This window comes from Microvirga sp. CF3016 (assembly GCF_036314085.1).
Taxonomy (GTDB): Bacteria; Pseudomonadota; Alphaproteobacteria; order Rhizobiales; family Beijerinckiaceae; genus Microvirga.
The window spans coordinates 69,943-86,762 of sequence record NZ_JAYGGM010000008.1 but is presented as its reverse complement, the minus strand read 5'-3'; the positions used below and the strand labels follow the sequence as shown (position 1 = coordinate 86,762).

Annotated in this window: 16 protein-coding genes; 6 read left to right on the top strand and 10 right to left on the bottom strand. The window is 65.0% G+C overall.

The genetic code is table 11. The features are described 5' to 3' along the window. Window positions 1-530 precede the first annotated feature (530 nt). Window positions 531-2,162, top strand: coding sequence for an HAL/PAL/TAL family ammonia-lyase (locus VB672_RS13470; protein ID WP_329784709.1), 1,632 nt, complete (start codon window positions 531-533; stop codon window positions 2,160-2,162). 46 nt (window positions 2,163-2,208) lie between these two features. Here VB672_RS13470 and VB672_RS13465 read toward each other — a convergent pair whose 3' ends face one another. After that, complete coding sequence (locus tag VB672_RS13465) at window positions 2,209-2,514, bottom strand: hypothetical protein (protein WP_329784708.1); 306 nt, start codon at window positions 2,512-2,514, stop codon at window positions 2,209-2,211. Between the two features lie 80 nt (window positions 2,515-2,594). On the opposite strand from VB672_RS13465, the gene VB672_RS13460 reads away from it, so the two are divergent. Further along, window positions 2,595-3,110, top strand: a complete 516-nt coding sequence (locus VB672_RS13460) for a GNAT family N-acetyltransferase (RefSeq protein ID WP_329784707.1) — start codon at window positions 2,595-2,597, stop codon at window positions 3,108-3,110. 6 nt (window positions 3,111-3,116) lie between these two features. Here VB672_RS13460 and VB672_RS13455 read toward each other — a convergent pair whose 3' ends face one another. The 8 genes from VB672_RS13455 to VB672_RS13420 all read right to left on the bottom strand — a co-directional run bounded on the left by VB672_RS13455 (window position 3,117) and on the right by VB672_RS13420 (window position 11,101). Next, on the bottom strand, window positions 3,117-3,557 hold the full coding sequence (locus VB672_RS13455; RefSeq protein WP_329784706.1) for a GNAT family N-acetyltransferase: 441 nt from the start codon (window positions 3,555-3,557) through the stop codon (window positions 3,117-3,119). A gap of 10 nt (window positions 3,558-3,567) precedes the next feature. After that, window positions 3,568-4,806, bottom strand: a complete 1,239-nt coding sequence (locus tag VB672_RS13450) for an allantoate amidohydrolase (protein WP_329784705.1) — start codon at window positions 4,804-4,806, stop codon at window positions 3,568-3,570. 210 nt (window positions 4,807-5,016) lie between these two features. Beyond that, window positions 5,017-6,060, bottom strand: coding sequence for an NAD(P)/FAD-dependent oxidoreductase (locus VB672_RS13445; protein WP_329784704.1), 1,044 nt, complete (start codon window positions 6,058-6,060; stop codon window positions 5,017-5,019). A 70-nt stretch (window positions 6,061-6,130) separates the two neighbouring features. Next, on the bottom strand, window positions 6,131-6,445 hold the full coding sequence (locus VB672_RS13440) for a 2Fe-2S iron-sulfur cluster-binding protein (RefSeq protein ID WP_329784703.1): 315 nt from the start codon (window positions 6,443-6,445) through the stop codon (window positions 6,131-6,133). 106 nt (window positions 6,446-6,551) lie between these two features. Further along, entirely contained in the window at window positions 6,552-7,265 is a 714-nt protein-coding gene (locus VB672_RS13435) for an ABC transporter ATP-binding protein (RefSeq protein WP_329784702.1), read from the bottom strand. Next, window positions 7,262-8,038 carry an ABC transporter ATP-binding protein gene (locus VB672_RS13430; protein WP_329784701.1) on the bottom strand — a complete coding sequence of 259 codons (777 nt, stop codon included), beginning with the start codon at window positions 8,036-8,038 and terminating at the stop codon, window positions 7,262-7,264. Before VB672_RS13430 ends, VB672_RS13435 begins: the two co-directional genes overlap by 4 nt. Next, the gene (locus VB672_RS13425) at window positions 8,035-9,882 is read right to left on the bottom strand and encodes an ABC transporter permease (RefSeq protein ID WP_442932040.1); all 1,848 of its coding nucleotides are present in this window, start codon (window positions 9,880-9,882) and stop codon (window positions 8,035-8,037) included. The genes VB672_RS13430 and VB672_RS13425 overlap by 4 nt, the downstream gene beginning before the upstream one ends. A gap of 13 nt (window positions 9,883-9,895) precedes the next feature. Then, complete coding sequence (locus VB672_RS13420) at window positions 9,896-11,101, bottom strand: ABC transporter substrate-binding protein (RefSeq protein WP_329784699.1); 1,206 nt, start codon at window positions 11,099-11,101, stop codon at window positions 9,896-9,898. A 153-nt stretch (window positions 11,102-11,254) separates the two neighbouring features. Here VB672_RS13420 and VB672_RS13415 point away from each other — a divergent pair, with 153 nt between their 5' ends. From VB672_RS13415 to VB672_RS13400, 4 genes are all read left to right on the top strand, one after another. Next, window positions 11,255-12,448 (top strand): amidase, encoded by a 1,194-nt coding sequence (locus tag VB672_RS13415; protein WP_329784698.1) that lies wholly within the window; start codon window positions 11,255-11,257, stop codon window positions 12,446-12,448. Between the two features lie 75 nt (window positions 12,449-12,523). Beyond that, entirely contained in the window at window positions 12,524-13,405 is an 882-nt protein-coding gene (locus VB672_RS13410; RefSeq protein ID WP_329784697.1) for an SMP-30/gluconolactonase/LRE family protein, read from the top strand. A 4-nt stretch (window positions 13,406-13,409) separates the two neighbouring features. Beyond that, on the top strand, window positions 13,410-14,411 hold the full coding sequence (locus VB672_RS13405; protein ID WP_329784696.1) for an aldose epimerase family protein: 1,002 nt from the start codon (window positions 13,410-13,412) through the stop codon (window positions 14,409-14,411). Between the two features lie 86 nt (window positions 14,412-14,497). Beyond that, window positions 14,498-14,674 (top strand): hypothetical protein, encoded by a 177-nt coding sequence (locus VB672_RS13400; protein WP_329784695.1) that lies wholly within the window; start codon window positions 14,498-14,500, stop codon window positions 14,672-14,674. A 28-nt stretch (window positions 14,675-14,702) separates the two neighbouring features. Here VB672_RS13400 and VB672_RS13395 read toward each other — a convergent pair whose 3' ends face one another. Next, window positions 14,703-16,781, bottom strand: coding sequence for a M3 family metallopeptidase (locus tag VB672_RS13395; protein ID WP_329784694.1), 2,079 nt, complete (start codon window positions 16,779-16,781; stop codon window positions 14,703-14,705). Between the last annotated feature and the right edge of the window lie 39 nt (window positions 16,782-16,820).

Genomic DNA, 16,820 nt, shown 5'->3' with positions numbered 1-16,820 from the left:
TGGTCCGCCTGAAAAGAACCGTGCGCGAGGTGCCGTCCGGCTCTTCCATCTCCCACCATCATCATCGAGCCGGGCCGCCTCTCGCGCCACCCTCGATCATCCGCAAGGCTCGCAGCGCAAGCTGCGGGCCCCAAGGTGCTGGCTCTTTGACATCACACAGCAACCCGTCTGCGCCATGCCTCCCAGCCGTCGTGACATCCTCCTCGTCATGGCCGGCCTTGTGCCAGCCATCCCGATCGGAAAGGTGCGGTGCTTCACAGCATCGGGATCACCGGGACAAGCCCGGTGATGACGTGGTGGTTGTCAGAGTCAGCCGAGATCCGGTGATCCACGCTTCACACCTCATTGGCCTCGTCCTGAGGAGCCGCGCAGCGGCGTCTCGAAGGAGGATCCAGGGCGCACGGAAGCGCTCTCATCCCCGGACCAAACTCAGGGATGGGAAGGATACCGGAACCCACGGGCTCCCGAAGCCATGGTTGCACCGCGTTCGAAGCCTCGGTATCCCTTTTTCTTCAACGTGAGGAACAGCAATGACGGTCAAGCTCGACGGAGCCACTCTCGGCATTCAGGACGTGGTGCGCGTGGCGCGCTCCGATGGCACGGGAACCTTCGCTCCGGCGGCCTTGGCGCCGGAGGCGCGCGAGCGCATCGCCGCGACGCGCGAGTACATCGACCGCACCTGGATGCACGACGATGCGCCCCTCATGTATGCCTTCAACACCGGCGTCGGCCTGTTCAAGGATCAGCGCGTCCTCATCAGCGACATGGCGGCTTATCAGCGCAAGACCGTCTATGCCCATGCCACCGGGATCGGCGAGCCCTTCGCCGAAGATGTGACCCGCGCCATGATGCTGCTGCGCGCCAATGCCTTCGCGTCGAACTATTCGGGTCCGCGCGTCGAGCTGGTCGAGCGCCTCATCGCCTTCCTCAATGCGGGCCTGCATCCGGTCATTCCCGAGAAGGGCTCCGTCGGCGCCTCGGGCGATCTTGCGCCGCTTGCGCATATGGCGGGCGCGGTCTGCGGCTTCGAGGAAGCCGAGATGATCTATCGCGGCCGCCGGATGCCGGCGCGCGAAGCTATCGCGGCCGCAGGCTTCGATCCCGATTTCGAGCTCGGCGCGAAGGACGCCTCTGCCCTCATCAACGGCTCGACCACGTCGCTCGCGCTCGGCACTCTCGCCACGCACGATGCGCGTCGTCTCCTGAAGCAGGCCGACATCGCCATGTGCCTGTCGCTCGAGGCGATGCGCGGCGAGCTCGCGGCCTTCGATCCCCGGGTGCACAAGGCGCGTCCGCATCCGGGTCAGTCGCGCGTGGCGCGCAACCTCCTGCGGATCCTGGACGGCACGAAGCGCTGCTCGCAAGCGGCGCGCGACATCGTCTTCCCCGACGAGCCGCGCCAGCCCGGCACGCCGGCTGCACCTCGCGTGCAGGACGTCTATTCCCTGCGCTGCACGCCGCAGGTTCATGGGCCTGCCGTCGAGGCGGTGGAATACGTGGAGCGCATCATCGGCACAGAGATGAATTCCGCCACCGACAATCCACTCATCTTCGATGACGGGCAGGGCGGCTACGTGTCGATCTCCGGCGGTCACTTCCACGGCCAGTACATGGCGCAGGCCATGGACTTTCTCGCCATCGCCATGGCCGATCTCGGGGCGATTTCCGAGCGGCGCCTCGCGCGCCTCATCGATCCCACCATGTCCTATGGATTGCCGCGCAACCTGCTCGCGGGCAAGCGGGGCCTCAACACGGGCTTTGCCACGGTGCAGTGCTCGATGTCGGCGCTGGTGATGGAGAACCGCGGGCTTGCGACGCCGGGATCGGTGGACTCGATCCCTGGCAAATCCAACGCGGAGGATCACATTTCCAATTCGACCTGGTGCGGACGCAAGGCGCGCACCATCGTGGAGAACGTGGAGCAGATCGTGGCCGGCGAATTGCTGATGGCCGCGCAGGCGCTTACTCTCGTGGAGCCGCTCGCCAAGGATTTTCCGCTGGGCAAGGGCTCGCGGGCTGCGATGGATGCGATCCGCGCCGTCATCCCTCCGGCCCTCGACGGGGACCGGTGGTACGCGACCGAGATGCTCCAGGCACTCGACCTCGTGCGCTCGGGCGCCGTGGTCGAAGCCGTCGAGAGCGCTGTCGGCGAGCTGGAATGAAAAAGGGCCCGGTGTTTCCGGGCCCTGCATTTCGTGCCGAGCTCGATCAGCGGCAGCGGCGAATGGTGCGATAGACCACGGTGCCGTTCGGACGAACCACCCGCTCGCGCACCGTGCGGCAGCGGTCGACGCGGCCCCAACCCGGCCGCACGCCGCAATCCCGGACGGTGCGGTAGACCACGCGTCCGTTCGGACGCACGGTTCGGATCCGGCGGGTGACGCACTGCACATTGTCCACGAGCGCAGGCGCCTGCAACTGCTCGGCGCCGAAACGGCCCTGAGCGTCTTGCGGTGCGGCCAGGAAGCCTGCACCGAGAGCAAGGGCAAAGGCGGGGAGAATGATGGTTCGCATGGTCCATTCCTTGTGTTTTGAGGAGGGGCTGACGACAACGATGTGTCTATGCCATGGTTGCTGAAGCAGGAATGAACCCCATGTTGCCACGCGTTACGATCCGTCCCGTTCACGCCTCGGATGCCGCCGAGCTGATTGCCGCCAATCTCGCGAGCATCGACCTGCACGAGCCCTGGGTGTCGCCCTGTCGCGATCACGCAAGCTTCCTCGGCTATCTCGCCCGTTGCGACGGCGACCGTTCCGTCGGCCTCATCGCGCGTGAGCGGGAGAGCGGCAAGATCGTCGGCGTGGTGAATCTGAGCGAGATCGTGCGCGGCTTCTTCCAGAGCGCCTATATGGGCTATTACGGCATGGCCGGCATGAACGGCCGGGGGCTGATGAGCGAGGCGGTGAGCCTCGTGGTCTCGTATGCCTTCGGCGAGCTCGGCCTGCACCGGCTGGAGGCGAACATCCAGCCCGGCAACGTCCCGTCCCGCGCCCTCGTCAAACGCCTGGGCTTTCGCCAGGAGGGCTACTCACCACGCTACCTCAAGATCAACGGTGAATGGCGCGATCACGAGCGCTGGGCCGTGCTCGCGGACGAGTGGCCTCGCTGATGCCGCTCAAGCGCCGGGAGCGAGCTTCTTCTGCAGAAAGAAACGGCTGCCGCCGACGGGGTAATCCTTGAGCTCGCCGAAGATCTCGTATCCCAGGCGCTGGTAGAGGCGGAGCGCCTCGGGATTGAGCGTATCGATCCAGGCCGAGTGGCAACCCTTGTTCTTGGCCTCCTCCTCGGCCATCGCAATCAATCGCGTAGCAAGCCCCATGCCGCGGAAGACCTCGGGCACGAAGATCAGCTCGATGGCGAGCCAGCCGCCATTCATGCGGCCGCAGAGCCCGCCGACAGGCTCGTCGCTGTCGGGGTCGCGGATGGCGATGGCGAGATCCTGGCCCGGCGGATGGTTGGCGAAGAGGGTTTTGTTGAATCCTCGCACACCCTCCAGAACGATTGAATGGAGCGCGGAAACGTCATCGACGAACGCGATTGCCGGCGCCTGCGTCATGGCACTGTTCTCACGCGGCAATCCGCCGGACCGCGTCGAGCAGCACGCGCGCTGCCACATCCGCATCCTCGATGGTGATCGACTCCGCCGGGTTGTGACTGATGCCGCCCTTGCAGCGCACGAACAGCATGGCTGAGGGGCAGAGATTGGCCATCGCGACCGCGTCGTGGCCCGCGCCGGAGGCGAGATAGAGCGGCTCGATGCCGAGGTTCCTCACGGCTTCTTCGAGCTGCCCGATCAGATCCTTGTCCATGGGCGTGGCGGGTGAATCCATGAACGGCTCTATGGTGAACTCCACACCGCGTCTCTGAGCGGCAGCCTGGCACTCGGCCACGATGTCCTGCACCATGGCCAGACGCACCGCGTCGTCCGGCGCGCGGGCATCGAGGGTGAAATCGACACGCGCCGGAATGACGTTGATCGCGCCGGGATGCACCTGCGCGACGCCCACCGTCGCCACCGTGTCGGTGCGCGTGGAGCCTGCCCGCTCCACGATGCCGATCATCTCGGCGACGGCTGCGAGCGCATCGCGGCGCATGGTCATCGGCACGGTGCCGGCATGGCCCGCCTCGCCGGTCACGCTGGCGCGGGCCCGTGTGATGCCGTTGATGGCCGAGACGATGCCGACGGACAGATTCTTTGCCTCGAGAAGCGGGCCCTGCTCGATATGCACCTCGAGATAGCCGCGGTAGCGCGCCGGATCGCGGGCGAGAGAGGCAGCGCCTTCCGGATCGCCACCGAAGCGGATCAGAGCCTCGCGGAGGGTGATTCCGGCCTGATCCCGCCCCTCGAGCCAAGCCGGGTCGAAGCGGCCGACGAGCGCCTGGGACGTGGAGAGATTGGTCGGGAAGCGCACATTCTCCTCGTCCCCGAAGGCGACGATCTCGATCGGGCAGGCGGGCGCGATGCCCTGCCGCTTCAAGGCCTCGACCACGACAATCCCGAGCACCACGCCGAGATTGCCGTCATAACGGCCGGCATCGACCACGGAGTCGATATGTGAGCCGATGAGGAGGGCCGGGGCATCGGGATTGGCCCCTTCGATGCGCCCGATGACGGAGCCGAGGGCATCGATATGGGCGTTCAGGCCCGCATCCTGCATCAGCCGGAGCGTGGCATCCGCGGCCCTGCGGTGCGCATCGGAGAGGTAAAGACGGGTGAGGCGGCCGGGCTCGTCCGTATGCCGGGCCAACTCCTCGATCATCGCCATCACGCGGTGGCCGAGGGAGAGATCTGTCGCGTTCGTCATGGTCGCGAGAGTTTCAGGAACCGAGCCGCTTCGCAAGAGGAGGACGGTCGTCTCGAAGGAGGGTTCGGAGTGCACCGGACATTCTACGTCATCACCGGCCTTGTGCCGGTGATCCCGATTGGAAAAGCGCAGCGCTTCACAGAAACGTCATGACCGGGACAGGCCCGGCCATGACGTCCAGAGTTTGTCCGCGAAGCCTCCAATGAAAAATTAAGCCGCCACGCCGAGCTTCTTCTGCAGGCTCGTGGACGAGGTCGTGTATTGGAACAGGAGCTTCTTCTCCGGATACACGTAGCGGTGCACCTTCTGGGCCGCCAGCGCGCCCTCGTGGAAGCCCGAGAGGATGAGCTTCAGCTTGCCCGGATAGGTGTTGATGTCGCCGATGGCAAAGATGCCGGGCACGTTCGTTTCGAACTTCTCCGTATCGACCGGGATCAGGTTCTCGTGCAGGTTCAGGCCCCAATCGGCGATGGGGCCGAGCTTCATGGTGAGTCCGAAGAACGGCAGCATCACGTCGCAATCCACGAGGTGTTCCGAGCCGTCGTCCTTGCGGATCACGGCGCCTTCGAGAACGTGATTGTCGCCCTTGAGCGCGCTCACCTGTCCAAGATGCAGGTCCATCTCGCCGGAGGCGACCAGCGAGCGCATCTTCTCCACCGTGTGGGGCGCGGCGCGGAAGGCGTCGCGGCGGTGGAGCAGGGTCAGGCGCTTGGCGATGGGCTGCAGGTTCACGGTCCAGTCGAGGGCGGAATCGCCGCCGCCGACGATGAGCACCTTTTTGTTGCGGAACATCTCCATCTTGCGCACGGCGTAGAACACACTCGTGCCCTCATAGGCCTCGATGTTGTCGATCGGGGGCTTCTTGGGCTGGAACGAGCCGCCGCCGGCCGCGATGATCACGGATTTGCAGATAAACGTGGTGCCGTTCTCGGAGGTCTTGACCCGGAACAGGGGCGCCTCGGGCGTGCCGATGGATTCGAGGCTCTCCACCATCTCGTTCAAGTGGAACGTGGGGTTGAACGGCTCGATCTGCGCCATCAGATTGTCGACGAGGCCCTGGCCCGTCACCATCGGAAAGCCTGGGATGTCGTAGATCGGCTTTTCCGGATAGAGCTCGGCGCATTGGCCGCCCACCTTCGGCAGGATGTCGATGAGATGACATTTGATGTCGAGGAGGCCCAGTTCGAACACGGCGAACAGGCCCACGGGCCCGGCACCGATGATGACGACGTCCGTTTCGATATGGTCGGTCATGAACAGGCTCCTTCGAGAGACCCTTTGGAAGCACGGTCTCTTCAACTTTGGCAATGCGGCAGGGTGACGGTCAGGCCCCGGTCGGCGCGAGGGTGACCTCCAGGCCGTCGAGTTCGGGGGTCCAGAGGATCTGGCAGGACAGGCGGGAATTGGGCTGGGTCATCACGGTATCGAGCTGGTCCTCCTCCTCGTCGGTGGGAGGATAGAGCTTGTCCAGCCAGTCCTCGGCGACGAAGACGTGGCAGGTGGCGCATTCGCAGGCTCCGCCGCACAGACCCTCGATGGGCAGGCCCCAGTCCCGGATGATCTCCATCACCCGCCAGCCCTCGATGGCCTCGAGGGTGTGGCGCTGGCCGGCCCGGTCGGTCACATGGATGACGCCCATGAAACGGGAATTCCTCTTGCGTGCAGTCTGGGATGTGGCGCGGAAGGGGCTGCGCCGGATGGGCTGATATCGTCCTTTCGGCCCGCTCCGTCAACGGCTTGGCGTGTCAAACCCCGAGGGTTTCCGCCCGCAGAGCCTCGTCGGCCATGAGCTCGGCCATGGAGCCCTGGAAGCGGATCTCGCCGCGCTCGATGACGCAGGCCCGGTCGCTGATGCCGGCCGCGAAGGCCCAGTTCTGCTCGGACAGGAGGACGGCCACCCCTTCGGCCTTCATGGCCCGGATCGCCTCGGCCATCATCTGAACGATCACCGGAGCAATGCCTTCGGAGGGCTCGTCGAGCAGGATCGCATCCGGGTTGCCCATGAGGGTGCGGGCGATGGCGAGCATCTGCTGCTCGCCCCCGGACATCTGGTTGCCTTGCCTCCCGCGCATCTCGGCGAGGTTCGGGAAGAGACGGAAGAGCCGCTCGGGGGTCCATGGCGAGCGGCCTTCTCCGGCGGGGCGGCGGCCCGTCTCCAGATTCTCGTCGACGGTGAGATCGGTGAAGATGCGTCGGTCCTCGGGCACATAGCCGAGCCCCAGGCGGGCGATCTTGTAGGTGGGCAGCCTGTCGAGAGACTGCCCTTTGAAGGTGGCCTGCTTGGCTGATGCCGACACCAAGCCCATGATCGCTTTCAGGGTCGTCGTCTTGCCCGCCCCGTTGCGGCCGACCAAGGCCATGACCTCCCCGGGATGAAGCCGGAACGTCAGGTCGAAGAGAACCTGAGCGCGGCCATAGAAGGCGCAGAGGTTCCAGATCTCAAGAAGCGGTTTGCTCATGCCGGCCTCACCCCCTTCGGCGGATCGAGGGCATGCTCGTCGCCCAGATAGGCGCGTCGGACCTGCTCGTTCCGGCGGATCTCGTCCGGCGTCCCGGTGGCGATGATTCGGCCGCGCAGGAGCACGAGGACCCGGGCCGCATGGCCGAAGACCACATCCATGTCGTGCTCCGTGAAGAGAACGCCGATCCCCCGCGAGGCGGCGATGGATGCGGTCAGATCCATTAGCTCCGTCCGCTCGCGCGGCGCCATGCCGGCCGTGGGCTCATCCATGAGGAGGAGCTTGGGCTCTCCGGCCAGCGCGATGGCCAGTTCCACCCGCTTCACGTCGCCGTAGGCCAGCGCGGAGCAGGGGGTATCCGCCGCCTCCGCCATGCCGACCTGGGAAAGCAGCCCGTGTGCCCTCTCGCGATGACGCTCCCGAGCCGGCGACCAGAGGCCGCTGCTTTGCCGGTGGCAGCTGATCAGCGCCATCTGGACGTTCTCGGCGGCGCTCATCGAGAGGAAAGTCTGCGCCACCTGGAAAGTGCGTCCGACGCCGCGGCGAAAGCGCTTTTGTGGAGAGGCATGGGTGATGTCCTGGTCATCGAGCAGAACCCGGCCACGGTCCGGACGCAGCTGGCCACCGACCATGTTGAACACGGTGGACTTGCCCGCACCGTTGGGGCCGATGATGGCGAGCATCTCGCCGCGCTCGACCGTGAAGTCGACGTCGCGGGCCGCCACCACGCCGCCGAAGGATTTGTGCAGATCGTTCACGGCAAGAAGCGTCATGGTCGCTCCTCCCGCCAATACTGCACCGTACCGACAAGGCCGCGCGGAAAGACCAGCACCATGGCGATGATGCTCAAGCCCAGCATCAGGCGCCAGAGCGGCGTGAGCGGCATGATCCAGTCGCGCAAGGCATGCAGGACACCGGCACCGACGAGGGGACCCATCACCGTCTGGATGCCGCCGAGGAGCAGCATGGTGAGCGCGTCGACGGATGTCGAGATCCCGAGCAGGCTCGGGTCCACCGAGCCGCGGGAAAAGGCGTAGAGACCGCCCGCGAGCCCGGCGGCGGCGCCCGAGATCATGAAGGCAAGCCAGCGGTGCTGGCGGATGTTCAGGCCGATCGCCTCCGCTCGGGCTTCCGAATCGCGGGCGGCGCGCAAGGCATAGCCGAAGGGCGCGTCGATGATCCGTTTCAGCAGCAGCACGGTCACAAGGGTCAGTGCGGCGGTCAGGAAATAGTAAGGCACGGGCCCGCTGGCCCAGCTCGACGGCCACACGCCGACGATGCCGTTGTCGCCGCCGGTCACCTCCACCCACTGAAAGGCGACCGCATAGAGAATCTGCGCGGCGGCAAGCGTCATCATGGCGAGATAGATGCCCGACAGCCGCACCACGAAGGCGCCGATCAGGGCCGCGCCCAAAGCGGCCGAGGCGAGCCCGAGAGGAAGGGCCGCCTCCATCGACGTGCCGAGCCACTTCACGGCCAATGCCGAGCCGTAGGCGCCAAGACCGAAGAAGGCCGCATGGCCGAAGCTCACGAGCCCGCCGACCCCGATGAGAAGCTGCAGGCTGAAGGCGAAGAGCGCGAACACCAGGATCTCGGTCGCGACCTTCAGCAGGTAGGCGTCGGCCAGCAATGGGAAACTGGCGAGCGCCGCGACAACGCCGAGCAGGATGAACGGACGGCCGGGCAGGGGCTTGCGGCTGGCGATCCCCACCGCTTGGGTTCCACCGATCACCTCGGCGCGGCCGAAGAAACCATACGGACGGATCGCCAGCACCACGGCCATGAGCAGGAACACCACCACGAGGGTGCTCTTGGGAAAGATCAGGATGCCGAAGGCCTGCAGCTGCCCGATGATGAGCGCGGCGAGAAACGCGCCAGGCACGCTGCCCATGCCGCCCACCACGGTGACGACGAAGGCCTCGGCAATGATGGAGAGATCCATGCCGGTATTCGCCGAGACGCGCGGGATCTGAAGCGCGCCGCCGAGTCCCGCGAGGAAGGCGCCGAGAAACAGCGTGCCCGTGAAGAGCATCGCTTGATTGACACCGAGCGAGGCCACCATGTCGCGATCCTGCGTCGCCGCACGCACCAGCACGCCGAAGCGCGTCTTGCGCAGGAGCAGCCACACGAGCCCCAGCACCACGGGGCCGGCGGCGATCAGCACGAGCTCGTAGGAGGGAAAGCGCCGCCCGAGAATATCGACGGGCGCGCGCAGGCCCGGCGCGCGCGGCCCCAGGATGTCCTCGGGCCCGAACACCTGGACGACGAGATCCTGCACCACCAGCACGACGCCGAAGGTGGCCAGTAGCTGGAAGAGTTCCGGCGCGCCGTAGATGCGCCGCAGGAGCAGGACCTCGATGATGACGCCGATGATGCCGACAATGAGGGCCGAGGCCAGGATGCCGGCCCAGAAGGCGGCGGGCCCGAAGGAGAGTTCGAGCAGGCGCGGCACCAGGGTCGCGGCCGTGTAGGCGCCGATCATGTAGAGCGAACCGTGCGCGAAGTTCACGATCCGCGTGACGCCGAACACGATGGTCAGACCGCAGGCGGTGATGAAAAGCGATGAAGCGCTGGAAAGGCCGCTGAGGGCCTGAACGGCGAGGAAGGAGGGATCCAGCGCCAGCAATCCGCTAATCCTTCCGCACCGCCTTCACCTCGGCTTCGGTCGGCATGAACGAGGTGCCGTCCTTGTAGGTCCAGTCCGTCATGCTGCCTGCAGCACCTTTCAGCACAAGCTTGCCGACCCAAGCGCCCATGGTGGACTGATTGTCGATGCCGCGCATGGTGATGGGGCCGATCACCGTATCGAACTTCGCATCCTCGAGCGCCTTGATCACGGCCTCGGTCTCGGGGGAGCCCGCGCGCTCGATGGCGTCGCGGATCATGTAGACGACCATGTAGCCGAGGAGTGAGCCAAGACGCGGTGTGTCGTTGTATTTCGCCCGATAGGCGTCGACGAAGACCTTGTGCTTCGGCTCCGTGATCTGGTCCCAGGGATAGCCGGTCACGGTCCAGCCCTCGGGCACCTCGTCCTTCAGGGGCAGGAGCCATTCGGGCTCGCCGGTGAGGAGCGAGAGAACCGTCGTGTCCTCGAAGAGGCCGCGGGTGTTCCCTTCGCGCACGAACTGGGTGAGGTCCGGGCCGAAGAGCACGTTGAAGATGCCGTCGGGCTTGGCCTGCTCAAGAGCCGAGACCGTGGCGCCCGCCTCGATCTTGCCGAGCGCCGGATACTGCTCGATCACGATCTGTGCGCCGGGCACGCGCTCCTGGATGAGGCGCTTGAACGCCTGCGCGGCCGACTGGCCGTATTCGTAATTGGGCGCCACGATGGCCCAGCGCTTCGCGCCCGAGGCTTTCGCCTGATCGACCAGCATACCTACCTGCATGGTGTTGTTGGGCCGGATGCGGAAGGTGTAGCGGTTGCCCTGCGCCATGGTGATAGCATCGGTCAGGGGTTCGGCCGCGATATAGACGATCTTCTTCTGGTTGGCGTAATCCGCCATGGCCACGCCGACATTCGACAGGAACGAGCCGAAGAGCAGAACCGCGCCTTCTCGGGTCACCAATTCGTCGGCCACACGGGTCGCGTCGCCCGTGGTGGCGCCGTCTTCGCGGGAGATGATCTCGATCTTTCGGCCAAGGACGCCGCCTTTGGCGTTGATCTCTTCGAGGGCGAGCTGCCATCCATTGCGATAAGGAACCGTAAAAGCCGCCTGTCTGGCATAGGAATTCAGCTCTCCGATCTTGATCGGGGATTGCTGAGCCTGAACGGCGGGAGATCCGAGCGCGAGCGCCACGCCAAAAGCCAGCCAGCGGATCGTCGATGCCTTCGCCATTGCGTGTTCCTTTTGTCGAAGCTTGCGAGGATTTAGGGCCAATCCCGGTTGGAAGGAAGCCTAAACTGTCACGCTTCGTAAATTCCTGCCTTGCTTGAGCCAGGGAGGCAATGACACATTCGCCGCCTTCGTTCCTTGGAACCCGACAGACCCATGCTTCTCAATCACGATCCTGCCCATGCTTTCATGCCGTACCCGGCCGTTCCAATCCCCCATGCGCCGTATGGTCCGCTGTCGGGCCTGACCTTCGCCGCCAAGGACCTGTTCGACGTGGCGGGCTATCCGACCAGTGCGGGATCGCCTCACATGCTCGCCATGTCCGGCATCAAGACACGGATAGCGCCGACGGTTCAGAAGCTCCTTGATTCGGGCGCCCGGCTTGTCGGCAAGACGATCACGGACGAGCTGGCCTTTTCCATGAGCGGCAAGAACGCCCATTTCGGCACTCCGGTGAACGGCGGAGCGCCCGACCGGATCCCGGGCGGCTCATCCTCCGGCTCGGCGGCGGCCGTCTCGAACGGGTTGTGCGATTTCGCCCTTGGGACCGACACGGGGGGCTCGGTTCGGGCGCCGGCCAATCATTGCGGCCTCTTCGGCATCCGCCCGACCCACGGGCGGGTGAGCCTCGAGGGCTGTCACGATCTGGCGCCCTCCTTCGACACCTGTGGATACTTCACCCGCGACGGTGCCACCTTCGTTCGGGTGGGCGAGGTGCTTCTGGGAGCGGATGACAATCCCCTGCCGCAGGCCCCTCGGGTGCTTCTGGCACGCGATGCCTTCGCCCTTCTTCACACGGATGTGCAGGACGCGCTGGCGCCGGCCCTGCGCCGGACGGAGTTCGTGCTGGGCAAGCCCGAGCCGATTGACGTGGCGACGGAAGGCTTCACGGCGCTGTACTGGGCGATGCGCCACATCCAGAGCCGGGAGGCCTGGACGGTCGACGGGCCGCTGATCGAGCGCTATCGCCCGCCCCTCGGTCCGGGTGTGGCCGACCGCTTCGCGTTCTCGAAAGCGGTCACCGATGCCCAGGTGGCGGAAGCCCAGGTGGTTCGAGGGACCTTCCGCAAGCGCTTTAGTGAACTTCTTGCCAGCGATGCAGTGCTGATCCTGCCGACCATGCCGGATGTCGCGCCGCTTCTCTCCGAGAGCGACGAGGCGCTGAACGATTATCGCAATAACGCCCTGAACCTGCTCTGCCTGTCGGTCTTGTCCGGCTTGCCTCAGGTCTCGATCCCGCTCGCCTCCCGTTTCGGCGCGCCTCTGGGGCTGTCGCTCATGGGACCGGCCGGATCCGATATGAGCCTCGTTGCCCTGGCGCAGCGAATCGCCGACGGGGCACCGGCCTGACGGGACCCATCGCTCCCGGCGAGAGTTACCGGAGGAGCGAGGGGACCTATCAATGACCTCACAAGGGGAAGACACATGACACATCCTGCCGTGCATCCGGAGACACCCCATGTGGCGGTGGCGAGCGCCTGCATTCTGGGCGAAGGCCCTGTCTGGGACCATCGCTCGAACACCCTGTTTTGGGTCGACATCAAGAACCCAGGCGTCTGGCGCTACCATCCGGAAACGAAGGAACATTTCCGCATCGATGCACCGGAGCGGATTGGCTTCATTGCCCTCACGCCCGATCAGGACATGGTCGTTGCCGGATTCAAGTCGGGCCTCGCCCGCTTCAATCTCAGGACCGGCGAGGTGCAGCCCATCGTGTCCCCCGACAAGGACAAGCCGAACAACCGCATCAATGACGGCCATGTGGGGCCGGATGGGGCCATCTATTTCGGCACCATGGACGATGAGGAAAAGGAAGGCTCCGGCGCCTTCTGGCGCTGGGACGGCAAGGCGCTGACCCAGTTCCATTCCGGCATCGTCGTCACCAACGGCCCGGCCTTCAGCCACGATGGGCAAACACTTTATGCGACCGACACGATCGGCCAGATGATCTATGCCCTCGATGCCGGTGACGGACAAATCGGCGAGCCGCGCCGCTTTGCCCGCTTTGAGGAAGGCTGGGGCCACCCCGACGGCATGGCGGTCGATGCGGAAGGCTATGTCTGGGTCTGTCATTGGGGCGCCTCCCGCATCACGCGTTTCGCGCCGGACGGATCGGTGGAGCGCGTCGTGCCCGTTCCCACGGCACAGGTGACGAAATGTGCCTTCGGCGGGCCCGACCTCACCACCCTCTACATCACCACGGCTTCCATCGGGCGCGATCCGCATATCGACGTCATGGCAGGCCATCTCTTCAAGGTCGATACCGGCGGCATCCGCGGCCTGCAGGCCCAGATTTTCGAGGGGTAGGATCATGACCATCGAACGTTTCGGCTCCCTCGACGGGCGCGATGTCTTCCAGATCTCGCTGCAGGGCCCCGACGGCATGGCGATGCAGGTCCTCACCTGGGGCGCCGTAGTGCGGGATCTCACCGTGCCTCTGGCAGGCAGCCCCCAACGCGTGGTGCTGGGCCTCAACTCTGTTGAGGATTACGTCGCCCATTCCCCCTATTTCGGCGCCATCGTCGGACGATACGGCAACCGTATCGGGAAGGCGCAATTCACCCTCGAGGGTGAGGCCTACCGGCTCGACGCCAACGAGGGCACGAACCAGCTTCACGGCGGCACGATGGGTTTCGGCACACGCCTGTGGAGCATCGTCGACTACACCTCTCACAGCGTAACTTTGGGTCTTGTGTCCGAGGACGGCGACATGGGCTATCCGGGCCGCCTCGTGGCAACCTGTACCTATACGCTCCTGTCATCATCGCGCCTTCGGATCGCTCTTGAGGCGACGAGCGACAGGCCGACGCCGGTCAATCTCACCACGCATGGCTATTTCAACCTCGACGGGAGCTCCGACATCTCGTCCCACGAGCTGATGATCGCAGGCGAATACATCACGCCGACCCGGCCCGATCTCATTCCGACGGGGGAGATCACGGCGGTTGCGGGCACTGATTACGATTTCACGGCGCCGCGGCCGATCCACGGGGCGCAGCACACCCTCTACGACATCAACTACGTCCTGCGCGGGCCCTATGACGAGCTTCGCCATGCCGCGACGCTCGCCTCGCGTCGGAACGGTCTCGCCATGGAACTGTGGACCACGGAGCCCGGCGTCCAGTTTTATGACGGGCACCTGATCGACATCCCGGTGAACGGATTGGGCGGAGTCCAGTATGGTCGGCATGCCGGGCTCTGCCTGGAGCCGCAACGCTTCCCCGACAGCCCCAATAATGCCCATTTTCCATCGTCTATCCTGCGGCCCGGTCAGGTTTCCCGGCAGACCAGTGAGCTCCGCTTCTCCCGCTGACTCAAGGAACTTTGCCGTAGTGGAGTTGTTCTTCTTTGTAGGCGTTGCGTTTCCGGTCAAACACGAACCAAGAGGGATGGCCCTTCATGCCGGTGCTCGATGCGAAAGCCCTAGAGATCGATCCGAAAGGAGCGGCTTTCCTGAAGAGCGTTCTGCGTCCGATGCCCGTTCCTCAGGCGCCACCCAAGGAAGCGTCCCGGATCGTGAAGATCCGCTTCTACGCGCTGAGGCGATCGAGGGAGCTCGCGACCGGTTCCGTGTGACGGGCCCTCTCGGGCCTGTCAGCCTCCCTCACGCATCTTCAACCACCGGCACCAATCCGCGCTTGGCGAGAAGTGCGTCTGCCGTGGGCAGGCGCCCCCGGAAGGCCTTGTAGGCCTCGGCCGGATCTCGCAGGTTGCCGGCCGAGTAGATGAAGCGCTTCAGCTTCTCCGCCATATCCTTGTTGAAGGCATCGCCCGTCTCCTCGAAGGCCGTGAAGGCGTCCGCGTCCAGCACCTCAGACCAGAGATAGCTGTAATAGCCCGACGAATAGCCGTCGCCGGAGAACACGTGCGTGAAATGGGGCGTGCGATGGCGCATGATGATCTCGCGCGGCATGCCGATGGATTCCAATGCTTCCGCCTCGAAGGCCGACACGTCGAGATTGCTCACATCCTTGCGCCGATGGAGCGCGAGATCGACGAAGGCGGAGGCCAGATACTCCACCGTGGCGAAGCCCTGGTTGAAGTTGCGCGCGGCCATGAGGCGCTCGAGCAGTTCTTCGGGGATCGGCTGTCCGGTCCGGTAATGGGTCGCATAGCGGCGCAGAATGTCCGGCTGCGAGAGCCAATGCTCATAGAGCTGTGACGGAAGCTCCACGAAGTCCGTCGACACGGCCGTGCCCGCAAGCAGCGGATAGGTCACGTTCGAGAGCAGGCCGTGCAGGCCGTGACCGAATTCGTGGAACAGGGTCCGGGCGTCGTCGAAGCTCAGAAGCGACGGCTCGCCGGCAGCCCCCTTGGCGAAGTTCATGACGTTGACGATGATCGGCCGAATGTCGCCCGTGAGCCTCTCCTGCGAGCGGAAAGCGCTCATCCAGGCGCCGCTGCGCTTGGACGGGCGTGCGAAATAATCGCCGATGAAGGTGCCGATGTGCTTGCCGTCGGCATCCACGACCTGCCAGGCGCGAATGTCGGGATGATAGCGCGGGAAGTCCTTCAATTCCTCGAAGCCCAGACCGAAGAGCCTGTGCGCCGTCTCGAAGGATGCCTCGATGATCCGGTCGAGCTGGAAGTAGGGCTTGATGGTGGCCTCGTCGAGATTGTGACGGGCCATGCGAACCTGATCGGCATAATAGCGCCAGTCCCACGGCTCGATGGCGATGTTGTCGCCGATCGACTGTGCCTGGGCCTGCAGATCGTCCCGCTCCTCCTTGGCGCGGGCGACCGCCGGTGTCCAGACGTCGTTCAGGAGCGTCTGCACATTATCGGGCGTCTTGGCCATCGTGTCGGCAAGCTTGAAATCGGAGAATGTCTCGTAGCCAAGGAGTTTTGCGCGCTCTGCGCGCAGGGCCGCCGTCTCGGCGATGATCGCCTTGTTGTCGGTCGCATTCCCGTTGTCGCCGCGGGCCGCCCAGGCCTTGAAAGCCCGCTCGCGCAGGTCGCGCCGTTTGGAGAATTGCAGGAAGGGCTCGATGCTGGAACGGGAGAGGGTGATCACATACTTGCCCTTCAATCCGCGCTCCTCGGCGGCTTGTGCCGCCGCTTCGCGCAGAAAGGAGGGCAGGCCCTCAAGATCGGCCTCTCCATCGAGCACGAGCTGATAGGATTTCTCGTCCGCAAGAACATTCTGCGAGAATTGTGTGCCGAGGCTCGCCAGTCGCTCGGTGATCGCGGCGAGACGCTTCTTCTCGTCCGGCCCCAGCTTCGCACCGGCACGCACGAAGATCGTGTGATAGCGGTCGAGGACGCGGGCCTGCTCCGCCGAAAGCCCGAGGCTGTCGCGCTTCTCATGGAGCGTGGCGACGCGCCGGTAGAGCGCCTCGTTCATGAAGATGCTGTTGCGGTGCTTGGCGAGAATCGGCGCCATCTCGCGCTCGACCGCCTGGATCGCATCGTTGGTGTGCGAGCCGGCAAGATTGAAGAATACGCCGCCGACCTTCTTCAGCGTTTGCCCGCTCTTTTCCAAGGCTTCGATGGTGTTGGCGAAGGTCGGCTCCTCCGAATCGTCGGCGATGGCCGCGATCTGGGCCTTCTGCTCGGCGATGGCCGCATCGAAGGCAGGCTTGTAGTGCTCCGGCGCGATGCTCTCGAAGGGCGGTAGGCCAAATGGGGTGGCCCACTGCGAAAGGAGGGGATTGCCTGCGAGAGCCGTCTCCGAAGCCGTCATGATCGCTCCTGCCTCTTGATCGAATGATCCCAAGTCTTA